Source organism: Algoriphagus vanfongensis DSM 17529 (assembly GCF_000429465.1).
Classification (GTDB): domain Bacteria; phylum Bacteroidota; class Bacteroidia; order Cytophagales; family Cyclobacteriaceae; genus Algoriphagus; species Algoriphagus vanfongensis.
The window spans coordinates 322,373-348,776 of sequence record NZ_AUBX01000011.1; the positions used below are offsets into that span (position 1 = coordinate 322,373).

Annotated in this window: 17 protein-coding genes; 13 read left to right on the forward strand and 4 right to left on the reverse strand. The window is 43.2% G+C overall.

Features of this window, described 5'->3' with window-relative positions:
- Positions 1-40: 40 nt before the first annotated feature.
- The 11 genes from G460_RS0110410 (at position 41) to G460_RS0110460 (ending at position 18,289) form a co-directional block, all read left to right on the forward strand.
- Positions 41-3,262 carry a SusC/RagA family TonB-linked outer membrane protein gene (locus G460_RS0110410; protein ID WP_026955297.1) on the forward strand — a complete coding sequence of 1,074 codons (3,222 nt, stop codon included), beginning with the start codon at positions 41-43 and terminating at the stop codon, positions 3,260-3,262.
- An 18-nt stretch (positions 3,263-3,280) separates the two neighbouring features.
- Entirely contained in the window at positions 3,281-4,927 is a 1,647-nt protein-coding gene (locus G460_RS0110415; protein WP_026955298.1) for a SusD/RagB family nutrient-binding outer membrane lipoprotein, read from the forward strand.
- A 21-nt stretch (positions 4,928-4,948) separates the two neighbouring features.
- Positions 4,949-5,893 (forward strand): hypothetical protein, encoded by a 945-nt coding sequence (locus G460_RS0110420; protein ID WP_026955299.1) that lies wholly within the window; start codon positions 4,949-4,951, stop codon positions 5,891-5,893.
- A gap of 110 nt (positions 5,894-6,003) precedes the next feature.
- Positions 6,004-7,464 carry an IPT/TIG domain-containing protein gene (locus G460_RS0110425; protein ID WP_026955300.1) on the forward strand — a complete coding sequence of 487 codons (1,461 nt, stop codon included), beginning with the start codon at positions 6,004-6,006 and terminating at the stop codon, positions 7,462-7,464.
- Positions 7,465-7,473: 9 nt separating this feature from the next.
- A complete protein-coding gene (locus tag G460_RS0110430) occupies positions 7,474-9,873 on the forward strand; it encodes a TonB-dependent receptor (RefSeq protein ID WP_026955301.1) in 2,400 nt (799 codons plus the stop codon).
- Complete coding sequence (locus tag G460_RS0110435) at positions 9,873-10,931, forward strand: DUF4249 domain-containing protein (RefSeq protein WP_026955302.1); 1,059 nt, start codon at positions 9,873-9,875, stop codon at positions 10,929-10,931. Before G460_RS0110430 ends, G460_RS0110435 begins: the two co-directional genes overlap by 1 nt.
- A 207-nt stretch (positions 10,932-11,138) precedes the next feature.
- Complete coding sequence (locus tag G460_RS0110440) at positions 11,139-13,928, forward strand: 2-oxoglutarate dehydrogenase E1 component (protein WP_026955303.1); 2,790 nt, start codon at positions 11,139-11,141, stop codon at positions 13,926-13,928.
- 63 nt (positions 13,929-13,991) lie between these two features.
- Positions 13,992-15,521, forward strand: coding sequence for a 2-oxoglutarate dehydrogenase complex dihydrolipoyllysine-residue succinyltransferase (odhB, locus tag G460_RS0110445; RefSeq protein ID WP_026955304.1), 1,530 nt, complete (start codon positions 13,992-13,994; stop codon positions 15,519-15,521).
- Positions 15,522-15,628: 107 nt separating this feature from the next.
- Positions 15,629-15,982 carry a four helix bundle protein gene (locus G460_RS0110450; protein WP_026955305.1) on the forward strand — a complete coding sequence of 118 codons (354 nt, stop codon included), beginning with the start codon at positions 15,629-15,631 and terminating at the stop codon, positions 15,980-15,982.
- Positions 15,983-16,033: 51 nt separating this feature from the next.
- On the forward strand, positions 16,034-17,431 hold the full coding sequence (lpdA, locus tag G460_RS0110455; RefSeq protein ID WP_026955306.1) for a dihydrolipoyl dehydrogenase: 1,398 nt from the start codon (positions 16,034-16,036) through the stop codon (positions 17,429-17,431).
- A gap of 75 nt (positions 17,432-17,506) precedes the next feature.
- Positions 17,507-18,289 carry a Rossmann-like and DUF2520 domain-containing protein gene (locus G460_RS0110460; RefSeq protein WP_425393932.1) on the forward strand — a complete coding sequence of 261 codons (783 nt, stop codon included), beginning with the start codon at positions 17,507-17,509 and terminating at the stop codon, positions 18,287-18,289.
- On the opposite strand, the gene G460_RS0110465 is transcribed toward G460_RS0110460, so the two are convergent.
- The 3 genes from G460_RS0110465 to G460_RS0110475 all read right to left on the reverse strand — a co-directional run bounded on the left by G460_RS0110465 (position 18,286) and on the right by G460_RS0110475 (position 21,412).
- A complete protein-coding gene (locus G460_RS0110465; RefSeq protein ID WP_026955308.1) occupies positions 18,286-19,140 on the reverse strand; it encodes a pirin family protein in 855 nt (284 codons plus the stop codon). The two genes, G460_RS0110460 and G460_RS0110465, sit on opposite strands and share 4 nt — an antisense overlap.
- Before the next feature lie 215 nt (positions 19,141-19,355).
- Complete coding sequence (locus G460_RS0110470; protein WP_425393931.1) at positions 19,356-20,354, reverse strand: acyl-ACP desaturase; 999 nt, start codon at positions 20,352-20,354, stop codon at positions 19,356-19,358.
- Positions 20,355-20,524: 170 nt separating this feature from the next.
- The gene (locus tag G460_RS0110475) at positions 20,525-21,412 is read right to left on the reverse strand and encodes a PQQ-binding-like beta-propeller repeat protein (RefSeq protein ID WP_026955310.1); all 888 of its coding nucleotides are present in this window, start codon (positions 21,410-21,412) and stop codon (positions 20,525-20,527) included.
- A 286-nt stretch (positions 21,413-21,698) separates the two neighbouring features.
- On the opposite strand from G460_RS0110475, the gene G460_RS0110480 reads away from it, so the two are divergent.
- A complete protein-coding gene (locus G460_RS0110480; protein WP_026955311.1) occupies positions 21,699-22,952 on the forward strand; it encodes a dipeptidase in 1,254 nt (417 codons plus the stop codon).
- Between the two features lie 38 nt (positions 22,953-22,990).
- Here the strand turns inward: G460_RS0110480 and G460_RS0110485 are convergent, their stop codons facing one another.
- Complete coding sequence (locus tag G460_RS0110485; RefSeq protein WP_026955312.1) at positions 22,991-23,500, reverse strand: ORF6N domain-containing protein; 510 nt, start codon at positions 23,498-23,500, stop codon at positions 22,991-22,993.
- A 239-nt stretch (positions 23,501-23,739) separates the two neighbouring features.
- Between G460_RS0110485 and clpB the strand changes: the two genes are divergently transcribed.
- The gene (clpB, locus tag G460_RS0110490; RefSeq protein ID WP_026955313.1) at positions 23,740-26,361 is read left to right on the forward strand and encodes an ATP-dependent chaperone ClpB; all 2,622 of its coding nucleotides are present in this window, start codon (positions 23,740-23,742) and stop codon (positions 26,359-26,361) included.
- Positions 26,362-26,404 lie beyond the last annotated feature (43 nt).

Below are 26,404 nucleotides of genomic sequence, written 5' to 3' on the forward strand. Positions count from 1 at the left end.
AAAGGAATTTTATTTACGAATCAACTAAACTAAATACCTTATGAGAAAAGCTTTACTCTTTGTTGTTGCGCTTTTCACCATGACCCTCAGCTATGAGGTGTCGGCGCAGCAACGGGTAATTACCGGTACGGTAATTTCCGATGAAGATGGACTAGGCTTGCCGGGTGCAACCGTCCTCGTGAAAGGTACGACAGTGGGTACAACCACCGATTTGGATGGTAACTACTCCATTAACGTACCGGCGGGTTCAGATGTGCTGATTTATTCTTTCGTAGGTCTTGAGACCAAGGAAGAGGTGATCGGTAATCGGACCGTCATTGATGTGACCTTGACGACTGATGCTGCTCAACTATCCGAAGTGGTAGTCACAGCGATCGGTATCGAAAGGGAAAAGAAAGCCTTGGGCTATGCCGTTACCACTGTGGGTGACGAGCAGCTCGAAAATCGCCCTGAGCAAGACGTTGCCCGCGTTTTGCAAGGAAAAGTACCGGGTGTCAATATCACTTCTACCAACGGGATGTCCGGTTCTGGTACCAACATGGTCATCAGGGGTTACTCATCCGCTACCGGATCTAACCAGCCATTATTCGTAGTAGATGGTGTGCCATTCAACACTAGTACCAACAATACCAATGGATTTACCACTGGGGGTGCTACGACTTCTTCTCGTTTCTTGGATATAGATCCAAATAACATCGAGACCATGTCAGTATTGAAAGGTCTATCTGCTACAGTATTGTATGGAGATCAAGGTAGAAACGGGGTGATCTTGATCACTACCAAATCAGGTGCTTCTAAAAGAAGAGCTGCTGAAGTGACTGTAAATCAATCTGTATTCTCCAACAAAGCGGCTTCTTTGCCTACTTATGGTTATACTTATGGTAACGGTTTCCAGCAAGCACCAGGATTCTTCTTCTCCAACTTTGGACCTAGAATGGATCTTGGCCTGACAGTAAATCACCCTTATGCTACTTCTTCTGTAGCTTCCGTAAGAGAGGCATTCCCAGAGTTTTGGGTGGATGGTATCGTAGGTGGTACTCCTGTTCAGTATGAGTACAAGGCTTACGAAGACCCTTCTACTGCTTTCTTCAGAACAGGTATCGTAACTAACACATCTGTTCAGATTTCTGGTGGATCTGACCGAACTGGTTTCAATGCAAGCTTTGGGTATACAGATGATGAAGGATTTACTCCAGGTAACGAATTGAAAAAGTATAACTTCGGTTTGGGAGTGAACTCTGCCATTTCTGATAAGTTCTCCGTGAATTCATCCTTCACTTTTGCGATTACTGATCTTCAGTCTCCTCCTGTGAACGCGGCTTATGGATCCGGTCCTGCTGGTGGTGTTCCTTCTGTATTTGCTCACGTGTTGTATACTCCGCGTTCTGTAGATTTGGCAGGTTTGCCATTTGAGAACCCAGTAGACAACAGCTCTGTCTATTATAGAGGCGGTAATGATATTGTAAACCCAAGATGGTTGGCAAAATATTACACCAATACCTCTGACGTACAGCGTTTCTTCAATTCTACTTCCTTAGTATATGACTTCAGCGACAATTTCTCTGTGACTTACAGAATCGGTTTGGATACTTATACTGAGAAGCAAGAAAAGAAATATAATAAAGGTGCTGGATCAGGTAGTGCTGCTATCCAATCTGGGATGTACACCACTGCCAATATTGTCAATACTATCTGGAACCAAGATTTGATCTTGAACTGGAAAAAGGAATTCTCAGACAAGTTTGGGATGAGTGCTTTGCTTGGAGGTAACTCCAGATATGATTCATTCATCAGAGATGGTATCGAATCTCAGGGTCAATTGGCTTTTGGTCTTTTCAGACATTCTAACTTCACTTCAGCTTCTCATGGAGGTTTGAATAGAACCCAGGAAGAAAGAAGAATGGGGGTTTACGCCAATGTGACTTTGGATTACTCTAACTACTTGTACTTCAACTTGTCAGCTAGAAATGACTGGACATCTACAGTAGAGGAAGAAAACAGAAGAATCCTGTATCCAGGAGCTTCCGTTTCCTTTATACCTAGTACTGCATTTGACTGGAACTCTTCTACCATCAATGATTTGAAATTGAGATTGGGTTATGGTACTTCCGCAGGTTTCCCAAGTCCATATAGCACCAGAAATACCTTATCTCAGAATGCAATTGCATTCTCAAGAGATGGTAATTTGACTCAGACTCACTCTGTGTCCAATGCTTTGGGTAACCCTAATTTGAAGCCAGAATTGATCCAAGAATTGGAGTTTGGTGTCGAAGCGGTAATGTTCAACAATAAGTTGAGATTGGATCTCTCCATGTTTGAGAAAAACACGAATGACTTGATTACAGATTCTCCAATTGATCCAGCTACAGGTTTTACTTCCACGGCGATCAATATCGGTAACATCAGAACAAGAGGTGTTGAACTTCAGGCAAATGTAACTCCTGTGTCTACAGCTTCTGGATTTACTTGGAACTCTACTGTCAACTGGAGTATGTACAGATCTGTGACTACTGAGTTGGGTGCTGGACTAGATGAGATCGTAGTAGCAGGCTTCACTACCTTGGGTAACTTCGCGATTCCTGGTGAGCCATTCAACGTGATCAAAGGTACCGACTTCTTGAGAGATGATGATGGCAATCCGATTGTCCTTTCTGACGGACTTTATGCTGCTGATCCGGAATTGAAAATCTTGGGCGATCCAAACCCAAGATGGAGTGGATCATGGATCAATACTTTCACATGGAAAGGATTTACCTTGAACGCAATGTTGGAATACAGACACAAAGGTGCGGTATTCTCCAATACTGTGACTGCTACCTTGGCTCGTGGTGTGACCAAAGATCCAGTAGCTGACAGAGAGATGACGTTCATTATGCCAGGTGTAAGACAAGATGGTACAAACGCCGATGGTACTCCAAACTATATCCAGAATGATATTCAGATTTCAGCATCTGATTACTTCTTTGGTGGGTATCAAGGTAGAACGGATGCACCTAACGTATTCGACGGATCTATGATCAGATTAAGAGAGGTCTCCTTGGGTTATGAGTTGCCAACTACCCTTTTGGCAAAAACTCCATTCAAAAGAGCTTCTGTGGCATTGAGCGGAACGAACCTTTGGTTCCTTGCTCTGAACTTCCCTCCAAACATGAACTTCGATGTGGATGTATTGGGGACGGGTGTTGGCAACGGATTGGGCTTTGACTTTGTAACCGGTCCTAGCTCTAAAAGATTTGGTGGAACTGTAACACTTGCATTCTAATCCCAAAACTGAATTACTATGAAAAAATTACTATATAGCTTGTTGTGTGCAAGTACGATGCTATTTGCTTCTTCCTGTGATCTCGATCTACTGGACGATCCAAATGCTGTAACGGCTGATACTGCATCGCCGGATTATCTGCTCAACAAGATCCAATTGGATTATAAAGATTTCTATCAAGGCATTAGCAATACGGGAATGTCCTTGACTAGAATGGTCAATCAAGGTAGTGCAAACTACGAAAGTGCCTACACTACTTCATCTACCAATGGATGGTGGAGTAATTCGTACGCCAATATCCTAGCCGATATTGCCTTTTTGGAGCCTTTGGCTGTGGAAGGTGGTTTGGAGAGACACTTGGGTATTGCTAAGACGATCAAGGCCATGGTGCTTTTCAACTTGGTAGATGTGTACGGAGACGTGCCTTACTCTGAAGCATTGGATGCTTCTAATTTCTTCCCAGTGGTAGATTCAGGAGCTTCTATTTATGATGCTGCATATGGACTTTTGGACGAAGCAGCAGCGCATTTTGTAGCGACTGGTTCTTCTGGTACTCCTAATGATTACTTCTATGGAAGAGACTATACCAAATGGGTTAGACTTGTCAATACATTGAAATTGAGATATTTTCTCAATTTGAGATTGGTTGATGAGGCAGGATCTGATGCAGGTATTTCTGCTTTGGTAGCTGGTGATAATATGCTCAAGGCAGGAGATGATTTTGTGTTCAGATTTGGTACTTCCAATGCAAACCCGGATTCAAGACACCCTAACTTCTCAGGTTCTTATACCTCTGGTGGTGGTACTTACCACTCTACTTATTACATGTGGCATATGACTGAAGAAAAAGGATTTGATGATCCTCGAGCAAGATTCTACTGGTATCGTCAAGTATTGGTAAACTCTACTAATGTGGATGAAATCGAGTGTATATCTCAGATCGCTCCGCCTCACTACTTGGCAGGTGGATTTATCTACTGTCTTCCAGGTGAAAGAGGATATTGGGGTCGTGATCACCTAGATCCAGATGGGGTTCCACCAGATGGGTTGAAGAGAACCATGTGGGGTGTTTATCCTGCAGGAGGTCGATTTGACAATGATTCTGCTACTCCGACTAATAATCCTTCTTTGGGAGCTCAAGGAGCAGGACTTTATCCAATCATGACTGCTTCAAATGTAGATTTTATGCTAGCTGAAGCTGCATTGGAAATCGACGGAGATGCTGCTGCTGCAAAGACCTATATGCTTTCTGGTATCCAGAAGCACATGGATTTTGTGACTGATTACGCTTTGGCTTCTCAAGATGCAGGTAATATTACTTCTTGGTATGCAGATCAGGCGACCACTTTGGAAGAAGATATCGATGCTTATATCGCTTTCGTAGGTGCTGAATATGATGGAGCTAGTAGCAAAATGGACGTTATCGGCCGTGAATACTGGTTGGCACTTTTCGGAAACGGAGTAGAATCTTACAACTTGTACCGAAGAACTGGAACTCCTAGCAGAATGCAGCCTGGTTTGGAAGAAGATCCAGGGAACTTCCCGAGATCCTTCTTGTATCCTAACACATACATGGTAACGAATACCAACGCAACCCAAAAATCAGGGTTGGACGCACAGGTATTCTGGGACAATAATCCAGCAGGTAACGCTTGGGTATACTAAACCAAATAAATTAGAGACACTATGAAAATGTTAAAATATACCTTTGGTTTGATGCTTGGAGCTCTTGTGTTCCTTAGTTCTTGTCGAGACTTCGTAGATCCAAATATCCCGTATAGTGATTTTGATACAGGAGCATATTTGAGAACTATCGATAGAACCAGCACAACCTTTAATTACTTTGATATGGCAAGTTCTACCTTCGCGCTGACTCTAGAGGCAGTCGATTCTGAAGATGGAGCTTCCGTAGAAACAGTAGATATCAATGTGCAGCACAGAAGATTGATTACTGGTGTCGGGCTGGAATATACTCCGGCTGCGGGACCTGTGACCGTGAAAACTATTTCTGCGTCTGATTTTGCGCCTAATGCTGATTCTAGATTCCTGAGAACATCTTTTGTGATCACTGCTGCTGAAGCTTTGGCAGCTGTAGGTTTGACAGAGGCTGATATCGAAGGAGGAGACGTGTTTGAATTTAGTGTGGAATTGCACGACAAGTACGGTCGTACCTTTAATAGAGAAAACGTATCCGGAAACATTGCTGGTGCACCATTCTATGATTCTCCTTTCCAGTACTTTGTGAGTGTAGTATGTCCGTCTGATTTGGCAGGTACCTACAACTTCACTCAGTCTGATATGGATTCTCCTTATGGATCTTGCGATGGTACCATTTCTGGTACTACTACTTGGACTTCGGCCACAGCTACTTCATATACCGTGAGTGATGGAACTTTTGGTTTCTTCGATTGCTATGGTGATTCTTGGGGCAGTGGTAGCGTAAGGATTTCTGATGCTTGCGGTAAATTGACCATGTCAGGTGCAGATAAATATGGAGGGGCTTACACTATGACTGTGATTAGCGCAGACTCTGAAAATCTAGTCTTCCAGTGGTTCAATACTTACGATGAAACAGGTATTGTAACTGTGATGGCAAATGAGGGTAAGCCTTGGCCGACCGGCTTAAGATAAATCTTGCTTTATAATTTTAAAAGGCAGTGCACCATGCACTGCCTTTTCTCTTTGTTTGACGATTTTTAGATGAGTCATGCTTCCTTTTTCTTAATTAATTCATTGAAGTGATGCGTAGAATTCTTGCTCTTTGCGTCTTGATCTTACTCTGCCTAAACTGGTCATGCGCAGAAGATGAAGCTGAAAATACATTTGTTGTTACCGAAGAGATTCTCCATTTAAGCGGAGATCAAATCAGGATGATGGGGAGGATAATCAGTAATCAGCAGATTGCTGTAACTGATCATGGCTTTTATTTGGCTACCGATTCTGGTTTTCAGAATCCCATTGTGGTTTCATTGGGAGAAAAAAGCGGTCCTGGTAGATTTGTGGGGGAGGCAAATTCTCTAGAATCAGGGCAAATCTATTTTTTAAAATCCTTCATTGAAAGAGGAGGAGAGCTGTCTTTTGGAGACGTAATGGAGCTGGAAACCTTGGAAGCTTTCATCGATTCTTATTCCCCATCCTTTGGGAGTGGGGGGGCAGACTTAGTAATCGTAGGCGGTAATTTCACGGAAGAAACTCAGGTTTTTTTCGGTGATCAAGAGGCACAGGTTAAAAGTATTGAATTCGAAAGCCGGCTGACTGTCGTGATTCCTGCTCCTGTTGATCAGGCAATAGTCCCGATTAAGATTGTGATCGAAGGAGAAAGTTATGAGTTTGACCAGAGGTTTGAGTATCAAGCGGGTAGGTATAGTGTAATATCTACTTTTCCAGAGGAAATAAAGCTGTATGATAATGTGTTTTTTCAAAAGGGAAGCGGTTTGTATTTTGGTCTTGGTACCTCCAATAAGCAGCAATTTCTTACTTACTTTCAACGATATGATGTAGAGTCCGATACATGGGCGAAAATTGATTTCCCGGGATCATCTCGGTCTTATGCATTTTTTACAGATAATTATATAGGTGGCGGGACTGCTGTTTTGGGAAGCAATCCCATTGTCATCAATAACTCATTTTGGAGAATTACCGATTCGGGTTTTCAGCGCTTGACTGATCTTCCTTTCGAAAGTAGAGAGTCTTTGGCATTGGAAATAAACCAAGCACTATATGTTTTTGGAAGTAAACAATTGGATGGACCCTCTCTTTGGAAATATGAACCCGGATCAGGTCATTGGTCTCAATTGTCTTCTCCTCCGGCTGATTTCGATGCTGAAGCTGCATCATTTACTTATCAAGGGATGATCTATTTGATTGCCTTGGATCAATCGATCTGGCGCTTTGATCCCGTATTGGAGTCTTGGGAGATGATTTCAGTTTATCCCGGCAGTATGGGGCAGGGGTATGGTATGGCAAAAGTCGTGGGAGATAAGGTGTACGTAGGCCTGTTTCGGCGAAGCAACGAAATGTGGGAGTTGGACATGAAGACATTGTCATGGAAATCAAAAAATCCCATGCCTGGATATCCGCAGAGTATTGTGGTGGGGCATTTTGTCAAGGGAGAAGTTCTTTATATCATGAGAATTCCGGAGTTTACTTTACCAGGGACTTACCCTATGGATTTATACAGGTTTGACCCGGAAGGGATTTAATTTGAAAATATGAAAAGACTACTACTTGCATTCGTTTTCATGATTCCGCTTTTTTCCCTGGCTCAATCCCAAGTCAAAAGAGAAGTGGTGGGAAGAGATATCGGTCAGCTGAAAAATATCAAAATATCAGGTCGGCTTTTGGATGAAATCACAGGGGAAGCTCTGGTAGGTGCGACTGTGACTGTCCCTGAGATCAATGTGACTCGAATCACCGACTCCAATGGCGCTTTTGAGTTGACCTTGGATCGGGCAGAATATACCTTGGAATTTCGCTATGTCGGCTATGAGACGATTCTCAAGCCGATTACTGCGGTGGGGGATGGAAGGCTTTCTATCAAAATGCTCCAAGAGGATTTTCAATTGGATGATGTCGTGATCTTTGGCCGAGATCCTGAGAAAAATATCAGGTCTACCGATATGGGAGCGATTACACTTTCCATGAATTCGATCAAAGAACTCCCGCCATTTTTGGGAGAAGTTGATATCATTCGCTCTATGGCTACTTTGCCAGGGGTGTCACAAGTGGGAGAAGCAGCTGCCGGACTCAATGTCCGCGGAGGTGGAGCTGATCAAAACCTGATTCAGTTTGCTGGTGCACCGATCTATAATCCAACTCACCTTTTTGGCTTGTTTACCTCTTTCAATGCAGATGTGGTGAATGATGTCACGCTTTACAAATCCGTGATTCCAAGTAGATACGGGGGCAGAGGATCTTCCATTTTGGACATCTTGCCAAAGGCAGGAAGTGTAGATCGCTGGGGTGGAGATTTGATGGTAAGTAATTATTCCGGAAAGGTTGGGATTAATGGGCCTTTGGTGAAAGAAAAGGTTTCTATCCGTGGAGGCTTTCGCGGCTCTTATATCAATTGGTTTTTGGGGGCTTTGAGCAATCCTGACCTGAATACTTCCCGTGCTAATTTCTACGATGGAAATTTGGTGATTTCGGCTCCCGTTTCGGAGAAAAATGAATTCACGTATAGCTTCTATACCTCCTATGATGATTTTGCATTTGCCTCTGATACGACGATTTCCTGGAAGAACAATTCTCACTCTTTAGAGTGGAAAAGTGCGCTGAATGATAAATTGAGTCTTAGCGCCTTGGGATATTATACCCAGTATGATTACGGGATTTTTAATCGATCCGGCATCAATGATTTTGATCTGAATTCTGGGATAGTTGATTTCGGAGCGAAGGTATTTGCAATGTATCAATTCTCGGAAACAAATAAGGTGACTTTTGGTGGGGAATTCAAAGATGTGACTTTGCAGCCTGGGGAATTAGCCCCAGTCAATGAGCAAGAGTCCGGTATTTTGCCCAAAAAAGTCCAGGATGAATTTGGGCGTGAGTCTGGAGTGCACTTCCAGCATGAGTTTGAGCTAGGCGAAAAGTTGGGTGTTTCCTATGGTCTTCGCTATGATATGTACCAGTATTTTGGTCCGAGGACTGTGCGGGAATATGCCGAGAATCAACCGATTTCTGACGGTAGTGCTATCGGGGAGACAAGCTATGGGGATGGTGAGAAAATCACTTCCTACGATGGCTTGGGGCCAAGAGCCTCGGTACGCTATTCACTTTCGAAGGCCAGCTCCATCAAAGCTGGATACAATAAAATGTACCAGTTTATCCATCTGATATCCAATACGGCTACGATTGCTCCGACTGATGTGTGGAAATTGAGTGATCAGTTCTTGGAGCCCCAGATTGTAGATCAGTATTCCTTGGGATTTTACAACAATTTCAAGGGGAATATCTTCGAAACTTCAATAGAGGTCTATTACAAGGATGTCCAAAATGTGGTGGAATACAAAGACGGAGCAAATCTGATTCTACAAAATCACCTTGAAACTGAATTGGTGCCGGCCGAAGGGCAAGCTTATGGCATTGAATTATATGTGAAAAAGAACCTCGGGAGGCTGACAGGCTGGGTTTCTTATACCTACTCCAGAAGTTTGCGAAGAGTCATCACTCCATACGAAGAGGAGATGATCAATGATGGCGAGTGGTATTCGTCCAACTATGACAAGCCTCATGATTTGACTTTAATCGGGAATTACAAAGTGAGCAGCAATACGTCTGTTTCTGCTACATTTGGCTATAGCACGGGAAGACCAGTGACTTACCCTGAGGCCAAATTTGATTATTCGGGAAATAGTCTGGCCTATTTTGACAGAAGGAATGAACAGCGATTGCCTGATTTTCATCGCTTGGATTTGGCGGTGAATTTCAAATTGAAAGGTCAAGGCAAATTCTTTGAGGGAGACTGGACTTTCTCTGTGCTGAATGTCTATGGGCGTAAAAATCCTTTCTCGCTCTTTTTTGTAGATCAAGAAGGCTCACCCCCTCAAGCCCTTAGATTAGCGGTATTGGGCGTACCACTTCCTAGTTTGAGTTATTCAATCCAATTTTGATGAGTAGAATTTTTCGAAAAATAGTGGGACTAGGTGCAGTGGCTTTGATGTCTGCATGTGTGGATCCATACGAAGTAGAGGTAGGCGATGGCGTACAGCTTTTGACAGTAGAAGGGATGATTACTACGGATCCAGGGAGACATAGTATTCAGCTGACACGATCTGATACTTATGGGTCTGTGTTTGAGGGGTTGGTCAGGCCTGTGTCCCTCGCTACTGTGGTGGTGAGAGATGATACCGGCAAAGTGACTTATTTGGAGGAAGATTCCGAGGTGAAGGGGAATTACCTAACTCCGGAGGGGTTTGCGGCAATAGCAGGGAGGGCTTACACCCTGCTGATTCAGTTGCAGAATGGGAAAACGTACAGCTCCTTGCCTGAAGTTGTGGCAGAACCTGTTCCTCTAGGAGAAATAGACTACTATTCTGTGACTTTTCCTGTAGAGGGTGAGTTAGAGCCAGATTCGGGAGTTCGATTTGTCGTGGATGTTGAGGATCCTGGTAATATAAACAACTTCTACTATTGGAAGACTGAAAACGTCATGTTTGAATTAAATGCAAGTCCGGAGCTATATATGGATCGAGAGACAAGGCAGCCTGCTCCCAAAGATTGCTGTGCTGTTTGCTATCTGGGAGAGAATATTGGGAATAGATCCATGTTTATAGCTACAGATGATGATTTCAATGGCTTGACTTCTCGTATTCCTGCCATGTTTATTCCGGATGATGGCTTGCGGTTTATTACGACATTCCGCATGGACTTGAGGCAGTTGACTGTTTCTTCGGAAGCTTACAGGTTTTTGAGATTGGTTAAGCAGCAGACCGAGTTGAGTGGATCGGTATTTGATCCACCTCCAGCTAATATTCGGGGGAACATGATCAGTTTGGACGATCCAGATGAAGTGGTGCTGGGATATTTTATGGCTGCCGGTGAGTCAAACAGAAGAATTTACCTTCATGGGGATGAGTTGGAATATCGTCAGCCGCTGAGCCTAATCGCTGATGATTGTCGTGTAGTAGTAGGTGCTCAAGAAAATCCTCCAGCGGATTGGACGCCTTGAAACTAAAAGGTGATTGTTTGGGAAAGAGCTCAATCAGAGAGGGTTTTCCAAATAAAAATAATGAAAATAGCAGATGGGAATAGATCGTTTTATGAAAAGGGCTTTAAGGTCCTTTTATTTTTAAAAACATATATTTGCTAAAGCAAATATGCGGTTTTTTTATCTTCTCAATTGCCCTTAGCTTTGTGTCATTCTCAACAAAAAATCATGGATAAATTTTCCTACATCGCTAATGCTCACGTTTCCTATATCGATGAGCTTTATAATTCCTACAAACAAGACCCAGAAGCCATAGATCCAAGTTGGAAAGAATTTTTCGACGGTTTTGATTTTGCATTGACCAACTATGGAGAAGGTGAAAATGGAGCTGGATCTACCACTTCATCTTCTGCTCCAGCCAAAAATGGCGCTTTGGCTACTCCAGGCACTATCATGGACATGGAGCAGTTACCAAAGGAGATTAAGGTCAGAGCATTGATCCATGCACATCGGTCAAGAGCGCACTTGAGGTCTACCACCAATCCGGTAAGGGAAAGAAGAGATAGAAAAGCCTTGATCGATCCTCAGGATTTTGGATTGGGTCAAGAGGATATGAATACTGAATTCCAAGCTGGCAATGAGATCGGAATCGGTAAGTCGAAATTATCCTCTATCATAGAAGCTTTGAAGACCATCTATGAAGGATCCATGGGATTTGAGTATCTCTATATTAGAGATCCTGAAATGTTGGATTGGTTCAAAACCAAGGTAGAAAAAGAAGCTTTGGCTTTCAATCCATCCGTAGATGAGAAAAAGAGAATATTGTTTAAGCTGAATCAAGCGGTAGTTTTTGAAAACTTCCTGCATACCAAGTATTTAGGTCAAAAGAGATTCTCCCTAGAAGGAGGGGAAAGTACTATTGCATTTTTAGATGCGGTGATCAATACTGGCGCTTTGGGTGGGGTAGAAGAAGTGATGATCGGGATGGCTCACAGAGGTCGTCTCAATGTGCTGGCAAATATCATGGGTAAAACCTACGAGCAGATTTTCTCTGAATTCGAAGGAACTGCGAAGCCTGACTTGACTATGGGTGATGGCGATGTGAAATATCACATGGGCTATTCATCTGATATTGTCACTCCTGGAGATAAGAAGGTTCACCTCAAACTAGCTCCAAACCCATCTCACCTAGAAGCGGTTAATCCAGTGGTAGAAGGTTTTCTTCGTGCCAAAATTGACTCTGAGTATCAAGGTGAAAAAACCAAGGCTTTGCCGATCCTGATTCATGGGGATGCGGCAGTAGCAGGTCAGGGCATCGTCTATGAGGTGACTCAGATGGCTGCTTTGAAAGGATATAATACAGGTGGAACCATCCACTTTGTGATCAATAACCAGGTAGGTTTTACCACTGATTTTGACGATGCGAGATCTTCCATCTACTGTACCGATGTAGCCAAAATCATTGACGCACCTGTCATCCACGTCAATGGAGACGATGCAGAAGCGGTAGTTTTCGCTGCGAAATTGGCGGCAGAATTCAGGCAGAAGTTTGGTCGTGACATCTTCGTGGACATGGTCTGCTACAGACGTCATGGGCACAATGAGTCTGACGAGCCTAAATTTACCCAACCGGAACTTTATAATATCATTTCTAAGCATCCAAACCCAAGAGAGGTGTATGTGAAGAAATTGACCGAGCGTGGAGATATCGATGCCAAAATTGCGTCTCAGATGGACGAAGAATTCCGTCAGTTGCTTCAGGATCGTCTCAACATGGTCAAAGAAAAGCCTCTTCCTTACCAAGCAACTAAGTTTGAAAGAGAGTGGGCAAACCTGAGAAGATCTTCTCCGGAGGATTTTGATCTTTCTCCAGAAACAGGCATCTCCGAAGAAGCAATCAAAGAAGTGGCTGAAGCATTGACGACATTGCCAAAAGGCTTTAAGCCAATCAAGCAGATCGAAGTGCAGATGAAGCAACGGAAGGACATGTTCTTCAAGTCCAAGTCCTTGAACTGGGCGTCTGCTGAATTGCTTGCTTACGGATCCATTCTTTTGGAAGGAAAAACAGTGCGTTTGACTGGTCAGGATGTGCAAAGAGGTACTTTCTCACACAGACACGCTGTATTGCATGATGCCAATACCAATGAGCCTTACAACTCTTTGAAAGAGATGAAAGGCAGAAAAGGCCAATTCCATATCTATAATTCCCTGCTTTCAGAATATGCAGTTTTGGGATTTGAGTATGGCTACGGCATGGCAAATCCACATTCATTGACACTTTGGGAAGCACAGTTTGGTGATTTTGCCAACGGCGCGCAGACGATGATTGACCAGTTTATTACCTCAGGAGAGTCTAAGTGGCAGAGACAAAACGGTTTGGTGATGCTACTCCCTCATGGCTATGAAGGTCAGGGACCTGAGCACTCCAATGCCCGTCCTGAGCGTTTCTTGCAGCTTTCTGCAGAGTACAATGTCATAGTGGCCAATATCACTGAGCCATCCAACTTCTTCCACATGCTGAGAAGACAGTTGGCTTGGGAATTCAGAAAACCATGTATCGTCATGTCTCCGAAGTCTCTATTGAGACATCCAAAAGTCATGTCGCCTGTAGAGGAGTTTACGCAAGGTAGATTTAGAGAGGTCCTTCCGGATACCACAGTGGAGGCAAAAGATGTCAAAAGAGTGGTGCTTTGTACCGGCAAGGTTTATTATGACCTAGAAGAAGCAAGAGAAAAAGAAAAAATCAAGAATGTAGCCATCGTTCGTATCGAGCAGTTGCATCCGCTTCCTAAGAAGCAGATTTTGGAACTTTTGAAAACCTACGAAGGTGCTGAAGTAGTTTGGGTACAGGAAGAGCCAGAAAATATGGGATATTGGACCTATATTTTGAGATTGCTTTATAAAGAACTACCAATGGAAGTGATCGCACGAAAAGTCAGCGCTTCACCAGCCACGGGATATAATAAAGTGCACGTGGAAGAGCAAAAAGCCATCGTGTCCAAAGCTTTGAAATTTTAATAAAATCCAGAATAATCATTTTATCCTTTTGCCATTTCATGGTGAAAACCAACAACAAAACACATGAGCAAAGTAATTAAAGTCCCGGCTGTAGGAGAATCTATCACCGAGGTGACCATTGGCCAGTGGTTTAAGAAGGACGGAGATACCGTTCAGATGGATGAGGTTCTATGCGAACTGGAATCAGATAAAGCTACCTTTGAACTACCTGCCGAAGCTGCTGGAGTATTGAGAATCAAAGCAGAAGAAGGAGATACGATTGAAATCGGAGCAGTAATTTGTGAAATAGAAGAAGCGGGTTCAGGTGTAGCAGCTGCCCCAAGTGGTGAATCCTCATCAAAACCTGCCGAAAAAGAAACTTCTGCCAAAACTACTGGTGAAATCAAGGATATGGTTGTGCCGACAGTTGGAGAGTCTATTACAGAGGTGACTTTGGCCAATTGGATCAAAGCGGACGGTGATTTTGTCAAGCTGGATGAGATTATCGCTGAGGTGGATTCTGATAAGGCTACTTTTGAACTGCCAGCTGAGGCTACCGGGATATTGAGACATGTGGCTCAAGAAGGAGATACCTTGGAAATAGGAGGGATGATCTGTAAAATCGAAGTGATGGATGGTGAGCCTGTAGCTGAGGCGAGTTCAGCAGCTGCTTCATCTGCCCCAGCCTCTTCGTCTGCACCTAGCAAGGATAGCTATGCTACTGGGCATGCTTCTCCGGCTGCTGCTAAGATCCTTTCCGAAAAAGGAATTGATTCTAGCGAGGTAAAGGGAACAGGTAAAGATGGGAGAATCACTAAAGAAGATGCTCAAGCAGCTCAAAAAGCGGCTCCTGCTACTGCGAAGGCTGAAAGCAAGCCAGCTCAGGAATCTGCTCCAGCTCCAGTGGCTGGATCCAGAAATGAACGCAGAGAGAAAATGTCTTCATTGAGAAAGACTGTTTCCAGAAGATTGGTAGCTGTGAAAAACGAAACAGCGATGTTGACGACTTTCAACGAGGTCAACATGAAGCCAATCATGGACTTGAGATCTAAATTCAAAGAGCAATTCAAAGAAAAGCATGGAGTAGGATTGGGCTTTATGTCCTTCTTTACCAAGGCTGTTTGCGTCGCTCTTCAGGAATGGCCTGCTGTGAATGCCAAAATTGACGGAAATGAAATCGTTTATAATGATTTCTGTGATATTTCGATTGCCGTATCCGCTCCGAAAGGATTGGTAGTACCAGTGATCAGAAATGCAGAAGCTTTGTCTTTTGACGGAGTAGAGAAAGAAGTTGTGCGTTTGGCGACCAAAGCCAGAGACAATAAATTATCTATCGAGGAGATGACTGGAGGTACTTTCACTATCACCAACGGTGGTGTGTTTGGCTCCATGATGTCGACTCCGATTATCAACGCCCCTCAGTCCGCTATTTTGGGTATGCACAATATCGTGCAGAGACCAATGGCTGTAAATGGTGAGGTGAAAATCCTTCCAATGATGTATGTGGCACTATCTTATGATCACAGAATCATCGATGGCCGTGAGTCTGTTAGCTTCTTGGTAAGAGTGAAGGAGTTGTTGGAAGATCCGACTAGGTTGTTGTTCGGCGTTTGATAATTGTACAAAGTACCAAGTACAATGTACAAAGAGCGAAATATTGTGTTTTGATATACAGGGGTTTAGGTTAAATTCAGATAGTTTTTAATCTAAATTCCAATATCATGAATCGTTTTAAAGAATTACTCGTCTGGCAAAAGGCCATTGATTTAGCTGTTGATGTTTATCAGGTCACTGAAAAGCTTCCAAAAGAGGAGCGTTTTGGCTTGATTAGTCAAATTAACAGATGTGTTGTTTCTATTCCTTCCAACATCGCAGAAGGGGCTGGCAGAAATACCAGCAAGGAGTTTAATAATTTCTTGGGAATCGCCCAAGGATCTTCGTTTGAGCTGGATACGCAATTGATTATTTCAAATCGTCTAAATTTTATCTCAAACCAAGAGTATCAAAATATTGAATCACAGCTTGAGCATATCCAAAATATGATTGCCAAGTTGAAAAAGAGTCTAAATGTTTAATTTCCGGCTACCTGGTACTTTGTACTTGGTACCTGGTACAAAGACAAAAAAATGTACGACGTCATAGTTATCGGTTCTGGTCCTGGTGGATATGTGGCAGCGATTCGCTGTGCACAGCTAGGGATGAAGACCGCCATAGTAGAAAAATATCCTACCCTTGGAGGTACTTGCCTAAATGTGGGCTGTATTCCTTCCAAAGCTTTGTTGGACTCCTCGGAGCATTATCACAATGCTGAGCATACCTTCAAAACCCATGGGATCAACCTAAGTAATCTTAAGGTAGACCTCAAGCAGATGATCACCCGTAAAAATGACGTGGTCAAGCAAAATACCGATGGGATAGATTACCTGATGAAAAAGAACAAAATCGATGTGCACCAAGGCGTAGGTTCCTTTGTGGACAAGACTACGGTCAAAGTGACCAAGGAGGATGGTTCTTCATCAGATATTCAAGGGAAAAATATCATCATTGCGACAGGCTCGAAGCCGTCTTCACTTCCTTTTATCCAGTTGGACAAGGATCGCGTGATCACTTCTACAGAAGCTTTGAATTTGAAAGAAATTCCAAAGCATTTGGTAGTGATTGGTGGTGGAGTAATTGGTTTGGAACTAGGCTCAGTCTATGCAAGATTGGGTGCCAAAGTTTCAGTGATCGAATTCATGGATTCTTTGATCCCAACGATGGACAAAACCATGGGTAAGGAGCTCCAGAAATCTTTGAAGAAGATCGGTTTCGAATTCTTTTTGAAGCATAAAGTGACTTCTGTTGAGAAAAAAGGCAAAGAAGTTACCGTCAAAGCAGACAATGCAAAAGGTGAAACTGTAGAAATCAAAGGAGATTATGTGTTGGTTTCTATAGGTAGAAGACCCTATACAGATGGGCTGAATGCTGAAGCTGCCGGAGTGAAATTGACAGATAGAGGGCAGATCAAGGTGAATGATCACTTGCAAACCAATGTGCCAAATATCTACGCAATCGGCGATGTGGTCAAAGGTGCGATGCTTGCCCACAAAGCGGAGGAAGAAGGTGTGTTTGTGGCCGAAGCCTTAGTTGGACAAAAGCCACATATTAATTACAATCTGATCCCGGGTGTTGTTTATACTTGGCCTGAAGTTGCTGCAGTTGGTTATACCGAAGAGCAACTGAAAGAAAAAGGCATCAAGTACAAAGCCGGTAAATTCCCATTTATGGCTTCTGGCCGTGCGAGAGCATCTATGGATACAGATGGCTTGGTGAAAGTGTTGGCAGATGCTGAAACTGACGAGATCCTGGGTGTTCATATGATCGGTCCGAGAACGGCTGATATGATCGCAGAAGCTGTGGTAGCGATGGAATATCGTGCCTCTGCAGAAGATATTGCGAGAATGTCCCATGCGCACCCTACTTATACAGAAGCTTTCAAGGAAGCTTGCTTGGCAGCAACTGACAATAGAGCTTTACACATTTAATAAATAGAACAGGAATTCAGAAAGCCATTTCTCAGCAAAGAGAAATGGCTTTTTCTTTTTCAAGAAAAATCTGTTATTTCCTGTATGAACTTTAAAATCGCAATCCTCGGAGCAGGGAATGTTGCATGGCATCTGGCTCCGGCTTTGGAAGAAGCTGGGCATCAAATCACAGAAATATATGCCAGAGATATACGGCGGGCTTCGGTAATCACAGAGCGAGTTTATTCAGCTGAGCCCACAGACGAATTGGATTTTACAGACAGCCAGGCGCGAATTTTTATCATAGCGGTGAAAGATGATGCGATTCCGGAAGTGGCTGACTCGGTGATTCTGCCGGAAGGAAGTATTTTGATTCATACTTCAGGATCCGTCCCTTTGGATGTGTTAGGTTACAGTTCGGCTAGTTATACAGGGATTTTTTATCCCTTGCAATCCTTTACAATGGGCCAAAAAATGGATCTATCGGATGTCCCATTTCTACTGGAGTCAGATGATCAGGAGGTGCTTTCACGATTGAAAAAATTAGCAAAAAGCCTTTCCAATCATGTCTATTCTGTCCGTTCCAAAGATCGAAAGGCCGTGCATATCGCGGCAGTTTTCGCTAGCAATTTTTCTAATCACATGATTCGGATAGCTGAAGAAATCATGAGAAGACAAGGCTTGGATTTTGAGATGATCAAACCTCTGATCATAGAGACCATTTCCAAAAGCCTCCAGATCGGTGCCAAAAAGGCCCAAACTGGTCCTGCTATTCGTGAAGATTTTGAGGTGATGGAAGGCCACTATCGATTTCTCAATTACAATGAACAGGTGGCAGAAATTTACCGTCTGGTTTCACAGGATATCATCGATTCTTAATCCTTCCAGTTGCCGAATTTCCCTTCTTGATAGTCTTGGTAGGCTTCATAGATCTGTTCCTGCGTATTCATGACAAAAGGCCCCTGAGCCACGACAGGTTCATTGAATGGCAAAGCATGACCCAAAATCAAGATGGAATCCTCCAATGCTTTGATAGTTACGGTTGAGCCTGAATTTTCGAATTCAACCAGATTTCTGAAAGGAACTGGACTATCGTTTACATCCAGTTTTCCTCGGACGACGTAGAAGAAAATATTTTCATCCTGCTGAATTTCTTTGGAAAACTCAGCGCCTTCTTGCAGATATACCGTGCTCATCGTGATCGGGAACGTGTCCTCAAAAGCGCCTTTGACTCCATTCCATTCACCAAAAAGCTGTTGGACTTGAATGTTTCCTTCATCAAGCTCAAAAGCTGGAATTTCATCTTTTTGAAGTCCAACGTAATTTGGATCCATCATCTTTTTGGAAGCAGGCAGGTTTAGCCAAAGCTGAAGAATCTCCAAATCACCTCCTTTGTTTTTGAATTCAGAGCTGGACACTTCTGCATGGATAAGTCCTTTTCCGGCAGTCATATATTGAACACCTCCAGGGCCAATCACGGATTCATGACCAGACGAGTCCTTGTGCATGATATCCCCTTCTACAATAAAAGTCACCGTTTCCATCCCTCTGTGTGGATGCGGACCAAAGGGCAATCCATTATTATGAGCCGGATAGGTTTGGAACCCATGATGATTTAAAAATAGGAACGGATCAATCATTTGCAGACTTCTCGTCGGCATAGGGCTGTAAGTGATCAGGTCTGCGATGGGTCTATATTCTGCGGAGTGTATTTTTTTGATCTTTCCCATAATAATTCGTGTATATACATGTAAATGCTTTTTCGTAGGAAAAAGTTTAGTATGTACTTAGTTTTTTACTGCAGGCACGTTGATAATTAGAAAATCCACTTGGAGTCTGTGGCGGGGTAAGTTTTCATTTCAAGGAGATCGACAGGTATTAATCTCAGAAACAAAAAAAGTCCTGCCATGAGACAGGACTTGATATATTGAGCCTTTGTGGAGGCTTACTTAAGCCAAGCTAGTTTTACTTCATCTGGAGCTTTCATGCGATCAGCTAATCTCATGTATCTATCAGCCAAACCAGAAAGATAATCTTGAGCCTTGGAAGCGATGTCATTGAGACCAGTGACAGCTTCGATTTTCCAGAAGCTGACCAAATGTTCGATGATTCTAGCATAGTCCCAACCGGTATAAATACCGACTTTTTGAGTGATTTCTGAAAAATCCTTATAAAGAGACTCTCTTTTGCCTCCCTCACCCATCAATACTGCAGGCATCACGATTTGCTTTCTCATCATCTTTTCAAATGCTACCATGGCACCACTTGGATCGATTTTGAAAATCTCAGACATAAAGGTTTTATACGCCTTTTCATGCCTGGCTTCATCTCCAGCAATTGTTTTGCATATGCGAGAAAGAACATGATCTCCAGCCTTATCCGCCAACTTGCCGGTATTGACATGAGAGATTTTGGTGGCTCTTTCCTGGAATGAAGTATAGATCATCGCCTGATAGGGATCAGAATCTGACTTTGGATCAAAGCCGTTGCTGATAAGCCTATGAATAGTCCTTTCTACCGCACCCATATCTACTCTTCCTGTGAGGTAGAGATATTTATTGAGCAGATCTCCATGACGATTCTCTTCTGCTGTCCAAGCCTTGGACCATCTCACCCAGCCTGATGGAGAGAGCAAACTTCTCTCATCGTTGATTCCCTCAAGCAAATTGAAATATGTCTGGTAGGATGGCAGGGCCTCCTCAGTGATCATATTACCTACCAAGGAAGTCAGAACTGTGTCAGGGATTCCTTCAGCTCTTTTTTGGAGTAGCTTGATGTCTTCCAGGGATTCTGGATTAGACATGTCAGGCAAGAAGTCAGAAGGCTGCCAGCAGGTGTCAGGATCTACGAGCACATTATCTACAGCGTGACCTACAAGGCCATCTAGCTGAGAAATCACCTCCATATTCTTTTCCAGCTCGTAATTGATCGGTTTTGAACTCATATTCATCGTATTTAAAAGGAACCTTCCAAGCAATGTCCGATTCCTACTATGTAAAGGTACGGACAATCTTGGAGATTAGATGTCAGAAAACCAGAATCCTAATCTCAGTTTCCATGGATGGGAGTTATCTGATTTTAAGATGTGAATCTATTTTGTCTAAAAGCTGTGACTCAATATTCCAATTGGTAAGCGGCTACTTTGTTTTTGAAAAACGTAGGGACATAGACAATTTTGGTAGATGGGTTGTAGCCGATATCAGCTGTATTTGATTCCTCGGCTTTGGTGTCAAGAAGAAGGGTTTCTCCATTTTGATCCACAAAATAGATTTCACCGGCCCATCTTGAAGCCACAAATTTGCCATCTCCCAAGGAGATCAGTCCATCTCCACCCGTTACTACATCATTTAGGACTTCAGAACTGCCATCTTCATTGATTTTTTTCAAACCTGAAGCATCCAGACCATAAAGAACTCCGTCAGCACTTACTTCCAGGCCATTGATAGATTCATTGCCTTCGGAAACCTTTTGGATTTGGCCATCAGCTAGGATATAGACGGTGCCTGTATTCATGTCGGTGAAAAAGACTTTGTCATCTTCGGTAGCAATATCATTGAGAAATTGGCCGCCATCGATAGGGTATTTTTGAGTGATTTCGCCGGATTCCAGATCTATCTCTACGAGCTCATCTATATCGGTGACATAAAGCTTACCATTGGCGATTCCCATTCCTTTGGGCGCATTTAGACCTGTTACAAAATCCTGTGTCACGATATTTCCCTCCGTATCAATGATAGAAATACTGCCTTTGCCGTCTTTTTCGGTTGGGTTTTGCCCGATGATGTTGGAAGTGTAGATTTTGCCGGACTGTGAGTCAAAAAGGACAGACTCAACTGTTTCCAGCGTCGCTGGGGTTTCCCACAATAAGGTGAGGCTTGGAGTTTTAGTTTCTTCCAAGACGATAGGCTCTTCTTGTACAGTTTCGACTGACTTCTCTGAGCTACAGCTCGCAAAAGCAATTGTTGCTAATCCGAGAATGCTGGTTGGGATGCGTAGTTTCATATGATGTGGATTTAGGTTGAAAAACTGAGTATAAATTTATCGGAATATTGGCAATTCTGCCAATACTCATCTATTTGTAGTTGTTGCAAAGATTCCACCAAAAGAAATGCTTTGTTTATACTCTAGAATATGGACTTGAGATCTTATTTCTGAGTGAAAATTACCCAAAGTGATGCGCAGCAGTCCCTCGAATTTAGATTTTTATGAAAAAGTGACCATTGGTGGATTTTTTTTCATGCATGATTCAAAAGCTCTTAACTTCCCTAACTGAAACCAACCTTGTACTATGAAAAAATACCTAAACTTATTAGCCTTGGCTGCTGTCGGATTTGCCTGTCAGCCACCTGCTGAAGAAACAGTCGATTACACGACTATGTCCGATGCAGAGCGATTGGAAGCAGCAAAAGAAATCGCCCATAACACGATCATGGTGGATGGTCACGTGGACCTTCCCTATCGAATGAAAGTCGGAGGGTTTACCCTGCAGAGAGAGATTTTGGATGTTTCTGTCCGTACTCCTGACGGTAATTTCGACTTCCCACGTTCCAAAGAAGGTGGTTTGGATGCTCCATTTATGTCCATCTATATTCCAGCCGGTAATCAGCAAACTCCCGGAGCGTCCAAAGCTCTAGCGGATTCTCTGATCATGATGACGGAGCGTTTGGCGGAGACTTTTCCTGATAAGTTCGCCATGGCTTATAGTCCGTCTGATGTAGAAGCTAATTTTGCAAAAGGATTGATCTCATTGCCAATGGGGATGGAAAATGGGGCGGGAATCGAAGATGACCTGTCTAATGTAGAATATTTCGCAGATCGTGGGATCCGATATATCACTTTGACACATGGTAAAGCAAACCTGATCGGCGACTCCAGTTACGATACAGTGAGATTATACAATGGATTGAGTGAATTTGGCGAGCAAGTCGTCAAGGAAATGAACCGTGTTGGGATTATGGTGGATTTGAGCCACGTTTCGGATGATACGTTCAAAGATGCCTTGGCAATTACCAAAGTTCCGGTGATAGCTTCTCACTCTTCTGCTAGAAAGTTTACCCCTGGATTTGAGAGAAACATGAGTGATGAACTGATCAAGGCAATGGCGGAAAACTGTGGTGTGATGATGATCAATTTCGGAGGAACTTTCATCGATTCTGCCTATGCTGCAGGCTCATCCAAAGTTCGTGAGCATTTGGTGAATTATATGGCAGAAAACAACCTTAGTCGTAGAGATTCGGCTTTTCAAGCGTATGCGGCTGAATATACCGCTGCGAACAACCCTTTCCCAACTGTCCAAAGAGTGGCTGATCATATCGACCATGTCGTGAGTTTGGTTGGGATTGACCATGTGGGTTTCGGGTCTGATTTCGACGGTGTGGGGGATTCCTTACCTACTGGATTGAAGGACGTTTCCATGTTTCCGAATCTGATCGCAGAGCTATTGAAGAGAGGCTACTCGGAAGAGGATATTGCCAAAATCTGCTATAAAAACGTGTTTAGAGTATGGCAGGCTGTGGAGGATTATGCAGCTAGTCAGAGCTAAAAAAAAACTATTAAAACCCTGGCCTCAAAAGTCAGGGTTTATTTTTTGAAACCGATAGTTTTCCGCTCTTGTGGACTTGGAGATAGCAGTTCTTCTAGTATTTGATAAATCCGTGAAATGTGATGGTTTTGCTCGGACTCGGATTGTTGAAGTTGGTGGATTTTTTCTTGAAGATCTGAGTAGCTGAGTGCCCATTCGCGGATTTTGACAAAAGTCCTCATGATTGAAATATTGACCTGAATGGCCTGTGGGCTATTGATGACTGATGAGAGCATGGCAACACCCTGTTCGGTAAAAACAAAAGGTGTAGTTCTCCTGCCTCCCCATCTTGAGGTCACATTTTGTGACTTCAAGTTTTTCCATTCTTCTTCATTCAGTTGAAACATAAAATCCTCAGGGAAGCGGTCAAGGTTTCTTTTTACGGCTTGGTTCAGAACTTTAGTTTGAACGCCATACATTTCAGCCAAATCAGAATCTACCATAACCTTTTGATTTCTGATTTTATGGATGAGTTGAAGAATATTTTCTTCTGGTTTATTGCTGTCCATATTTTTGAAAAATTGATTTTGGATCTAATGAAAAATTCAATGTTAAAATAGCGAATTTCCTTCTAAGACACTAATTCTTAAGTTACGCTCGTGGCTTTCCTGTTTCAAGTGTTTTTCTGTCAAAAATTCCGATAAATCCATTCTTCTTGCAATAATTCAGTCATTTTGACCGAAAATCTTGCTTGGTCGTAGTTTTGATCAACTGCTATCAAACACAGATAAAAAACGACTAACAATACATGGATTTCAAACAATTTACAATCAAATCTCAGGAGGCTATCCAGAAGGCAGCTGAGTTGGCGATGAGTGCGGGGCAACCTGCGATCGAGCCGGCACATTTGCTACAGGGGATTTTCTCAGAAGACGAGAATGTCACTGACTTTTTATTTAAAAAGCTCGGTGTCAACAAGCAATTGGTTTCCCAAAAGGTGGAAGATCAGTTGGCGAAACAACCAAAGGTATCTGGGGGAAATCAACAGCCTCATTTATCCAATGCCGCCAACCAAGCCTTGATTAAGGCAAAAGATTATCTCAAAACATTTGGGGATGAATATGTAGCGATCGAGCATTTGATTTTGGCGATTTTGGCAGGATCTGATGCGACCGCGCAATTGTTGAAAGATCAGGGTCTTGCAGAAAAGCCCCTGATCGAAGCAATAAAAGAACTTAGAAAAGGCAATAAAGTGACCGATCCAAACGCAGAAAGCAAATACAGAGCTTTGGAGAAATACTCCAAAAATCTAAATGATCTTGCCAAAAAAGGTAAGATCGATCCCGTCATCGGTAGAGATGAAGAGATCAGAAGGGTGCTTCAAATTTTAGCCAGAAGAACCAAAAATAACCCGATTCTTTTAGGTGAGCCGGGTGTGGGTAAGACCGCCATCGTAGAAGGATTGGCTCAAAGAATTGTGTCTGGTGACGTGCCCGAAAACTTAAAATCCAAGACTTTGATCTCCTTGGATATGGGCTTGCTGGTAGCCGGTGCGAAATACAAAGGAGAGTTTGAGGAGCGATTGAAAGCGGTCATCAAAGAGGTGACGGATTCGGATGGAGAGATCATTCTTTTCATTGATGAGATTCACACCTTGATAGGTGCCGGAGGTGGAGGAGAAGGAGCCATGGATGCTGCAAACTTGCTGAAACCAGCTTTGGCTCGAGGGGAGTTGCATGCGATTGGTGCCACTACTTTGAAGGAATACCAAAAGTATATCGAGAAGGATAAAGCATTGGAGCGAAGATTTCAGGCAGTGATTGTCGACGAGCCAGATGCTGCTGATGCGATTTCTATCCTCAGAGGTATAAAGGATAAATACGAATTGCACCACGGGGTTCGGATCAAAGACGATGCTGTCATTGCGTCCGTAGAGCTTTCTCAACGTTACATTTCTGATAGATTCCTACCGGATAAGGCCATTGACTTGATGGATGAGGCCGCAGCCAAATTGAGGATGGAGATTGATTCTTTGCCTCAGGAATTGGATGAGCTGAACCGTCGGATCATGCAGCTGGAAATCGAGCGTGAGGCGATCCGCAGGGAAAAGAATAAAGACAAAGAAACCGTTCTGAGTAAAGAGTTGGCCGAACTGGCTGAGAAGCGAGACAGTGTCAAAGCCAAGTGGGAGTCTGAAAAGGCTGTCATCATGGGCATCAGAAGGGAAAAAGAGAATATCGATAAGTTCAAGCTGGAAGCAGAGCAAGCTGAAAGAGCCGGAGATTTTGGCAAAGTTGCCGAGATCCGATACGGTAAAATCGGCGAGGCTGAGCAAAAACTGGAATCTTTCAAATCTCAATTGGCCGAAATGCAGGCGGGATCTCCTTTGCTGAAGGAAGAAGTAGATGCGGAAGATATCGCAGCTGTTGTTTCCAAGTGGACAGGAATCCCGATGAATAAAATGATTCAGTCGGAGCGAGAGAAACTACTCCACTTGGAGGATGAATTGGGTAGAAGAGTGGCAGGTCAGAAAGAAGCGATTGCGGCTCTTTCTGATGCAGTCCGAAGAAGCCGAGCAGGACTTCAAGATCCAAAACGTCCAATTGGTAGCTTTATCTTTATGGGTACTACAGGTGTCGGTAAGACTGAATTGGCGAAAGCTTTGGCAGAATACCTCTTCAATGATGAGAATGCCATGGTTCGAATCGATATGTCTGAATACCAAGAAAGACATGCGGTCAGCAGATTGGTAGGAGCGCCTCCGGGATATGTAGGATATGATGAAGGCGGTCAATTGACTGAGGCGGTAAGGAGAAAGCCTTACTCAGTGATTTTGTTGGATGAGATTGAAAAAGCCCATCCGGATGTGTTCAATATCCTATTGCAAGTATTGGACGATGGTCGATTGACTGATAACAAAGGTCGAATTGCCAACTTCAAGAATACCATCATCATCTTGACGACCAATATCGGCTCTCACTTGATCCAGGAGCGATTTGCTGAGATGGAAGAGTGGAATAAGGACGAAGTGCTTGATAAAACGAAAGCAGAAGTATTTGACTTGCTGAAAAAGTCAGTAAGACCTGAGTTTCTCAATCGTATCGATGAGACTATCATGTTTGAGCCTTTGAATAAGCAGATCATTCGTAAAATCGTCGATATCCAATGGAGAGAAATTCAGAAACGTTTGTCTGAATCCAACATTGAGATCGAGGCAACTACCGAAGTCTTGGATTACTTGGCTGAGGTGGGATTTGATCCACAGTTTGGAGCTAGACCTTTAAAGCGGACTATGCAACGTTTGATTCTGAATGAGCTTTCCAAAGAAATCTTGGCGGGATATATCAAAAATGATTCTGCTGTATTGGTTGATTTGGATGCCGACAAGCAGGTATATTTCAAAAATGTAGATGCTTCTATCGAAGTCTAATCAGAAATAGATTATAGCCCTTGGAGAGTTTTCTTCAAGGGCT

Coding starts and splice junctions, on each gene's coding strand:
- G460_RS0110410 (WP_026955297.1), top strand. CDS start 41: ATGAGAAAAGCTTTACTCTTTGTTGTTGCGCTTTTCACCATGACCCTC.
- G460_RS0110415 (WP_026955298.1), top strand. CDS start 3,281: ATGAAAAAATTACTATATAGCTTGTTGTGTGCAAGTACGATGCTATTT.
- G460_RS0110420 (WP_026955299.1), top strand. CDS start 4,949: ATGAAAATGTTAAAATATACCTTTGGTTTGATGCTTGGAGCTCTTGTG.
- G460_RS0110425 (WP_026955300.1), top strand. CDS start 6,004: ATGCGTAGAATTCTTGCTCTTTGCGTCTTGATCTTACTCTGCCTAAAC.
- G460_RS0110430 (WP_026955301.1), top strand. CDS start 7,474: ATGAAAAGACTACTACTTGCATTCGTTTTCATGATTCCGCTTTTTTCC.
- G460_RS0110435 (WP_026955302.1), top strand. CDS start 9,873: ATGAGTAGAATTTTTCGAAAAATAGTGGGACTAGGTGCAGTGGCTTTG.
- G460_RS0110440 (WP_026955303.1), top strand. CDS start 11,139: ATGGATAAATTTTCCTACATCGCTAATGCTCACGTTTCCTATATCGAT.
- odhB (WP_026955304.1), top strand. CDS start 13,992: ATGAGCAAAGTAATTAAAGTCCCGGCTGTAGGAGAATCTATCACCGAG.
- G460_RS0110450 (WP_026955305.1), top strand. CDS start 15,629: ATGAATCGTTTTAAAGAATTACTCGTCTGGCAAAAGGCCATTGATTTA.
- lpdA (WP_026955306.1), top strand. CDS start 16,034: ATGTACGACGTCATAGTTATCGGTTCTGGTCCTGGTGGATATGTGGCA.
- G460_RS0110465 (WP_026955308.1), bottom strand. CDS start 19,140: ATGGGAAAGATCAAAAAAATACACTCCGCAGAATATAGACCCATCGCA.
- G460_RS0110470 (WP_425393931.1), bottom strand. CDS start 20,354: ATGAGTTCAAAACCGATCAATTACGAGCTGGAAAAGAATATGGAGGTG.
- G460_RS0110475 (WP_026955310.1), bottom strand. CDS start 21,412: ATGAAACTACGCATCCCAACCAGCATTCTCGGATTAGCAACAATTGCT.
- G460_RS0110480 (WP_026955311.1), top strand. CDS start 21,699: ATGAAAAAATACCTAAACTTATTAGCCTTGGCTGCTGTCGGATTTGCC.
- G460_RS0110485 (WP_026955312.1), bottom strand. CDS start 23,500: ATGGACAGCAATAAACCAGAAGAAAATATTCTTCAACTCATCCATAAA.
- clpB (WP_026955313.1), top strand. CDS start 23,740: ATGGATTTCAAACAATTTACAATCAAATCTCAGGAGGCTATCCAGAAG.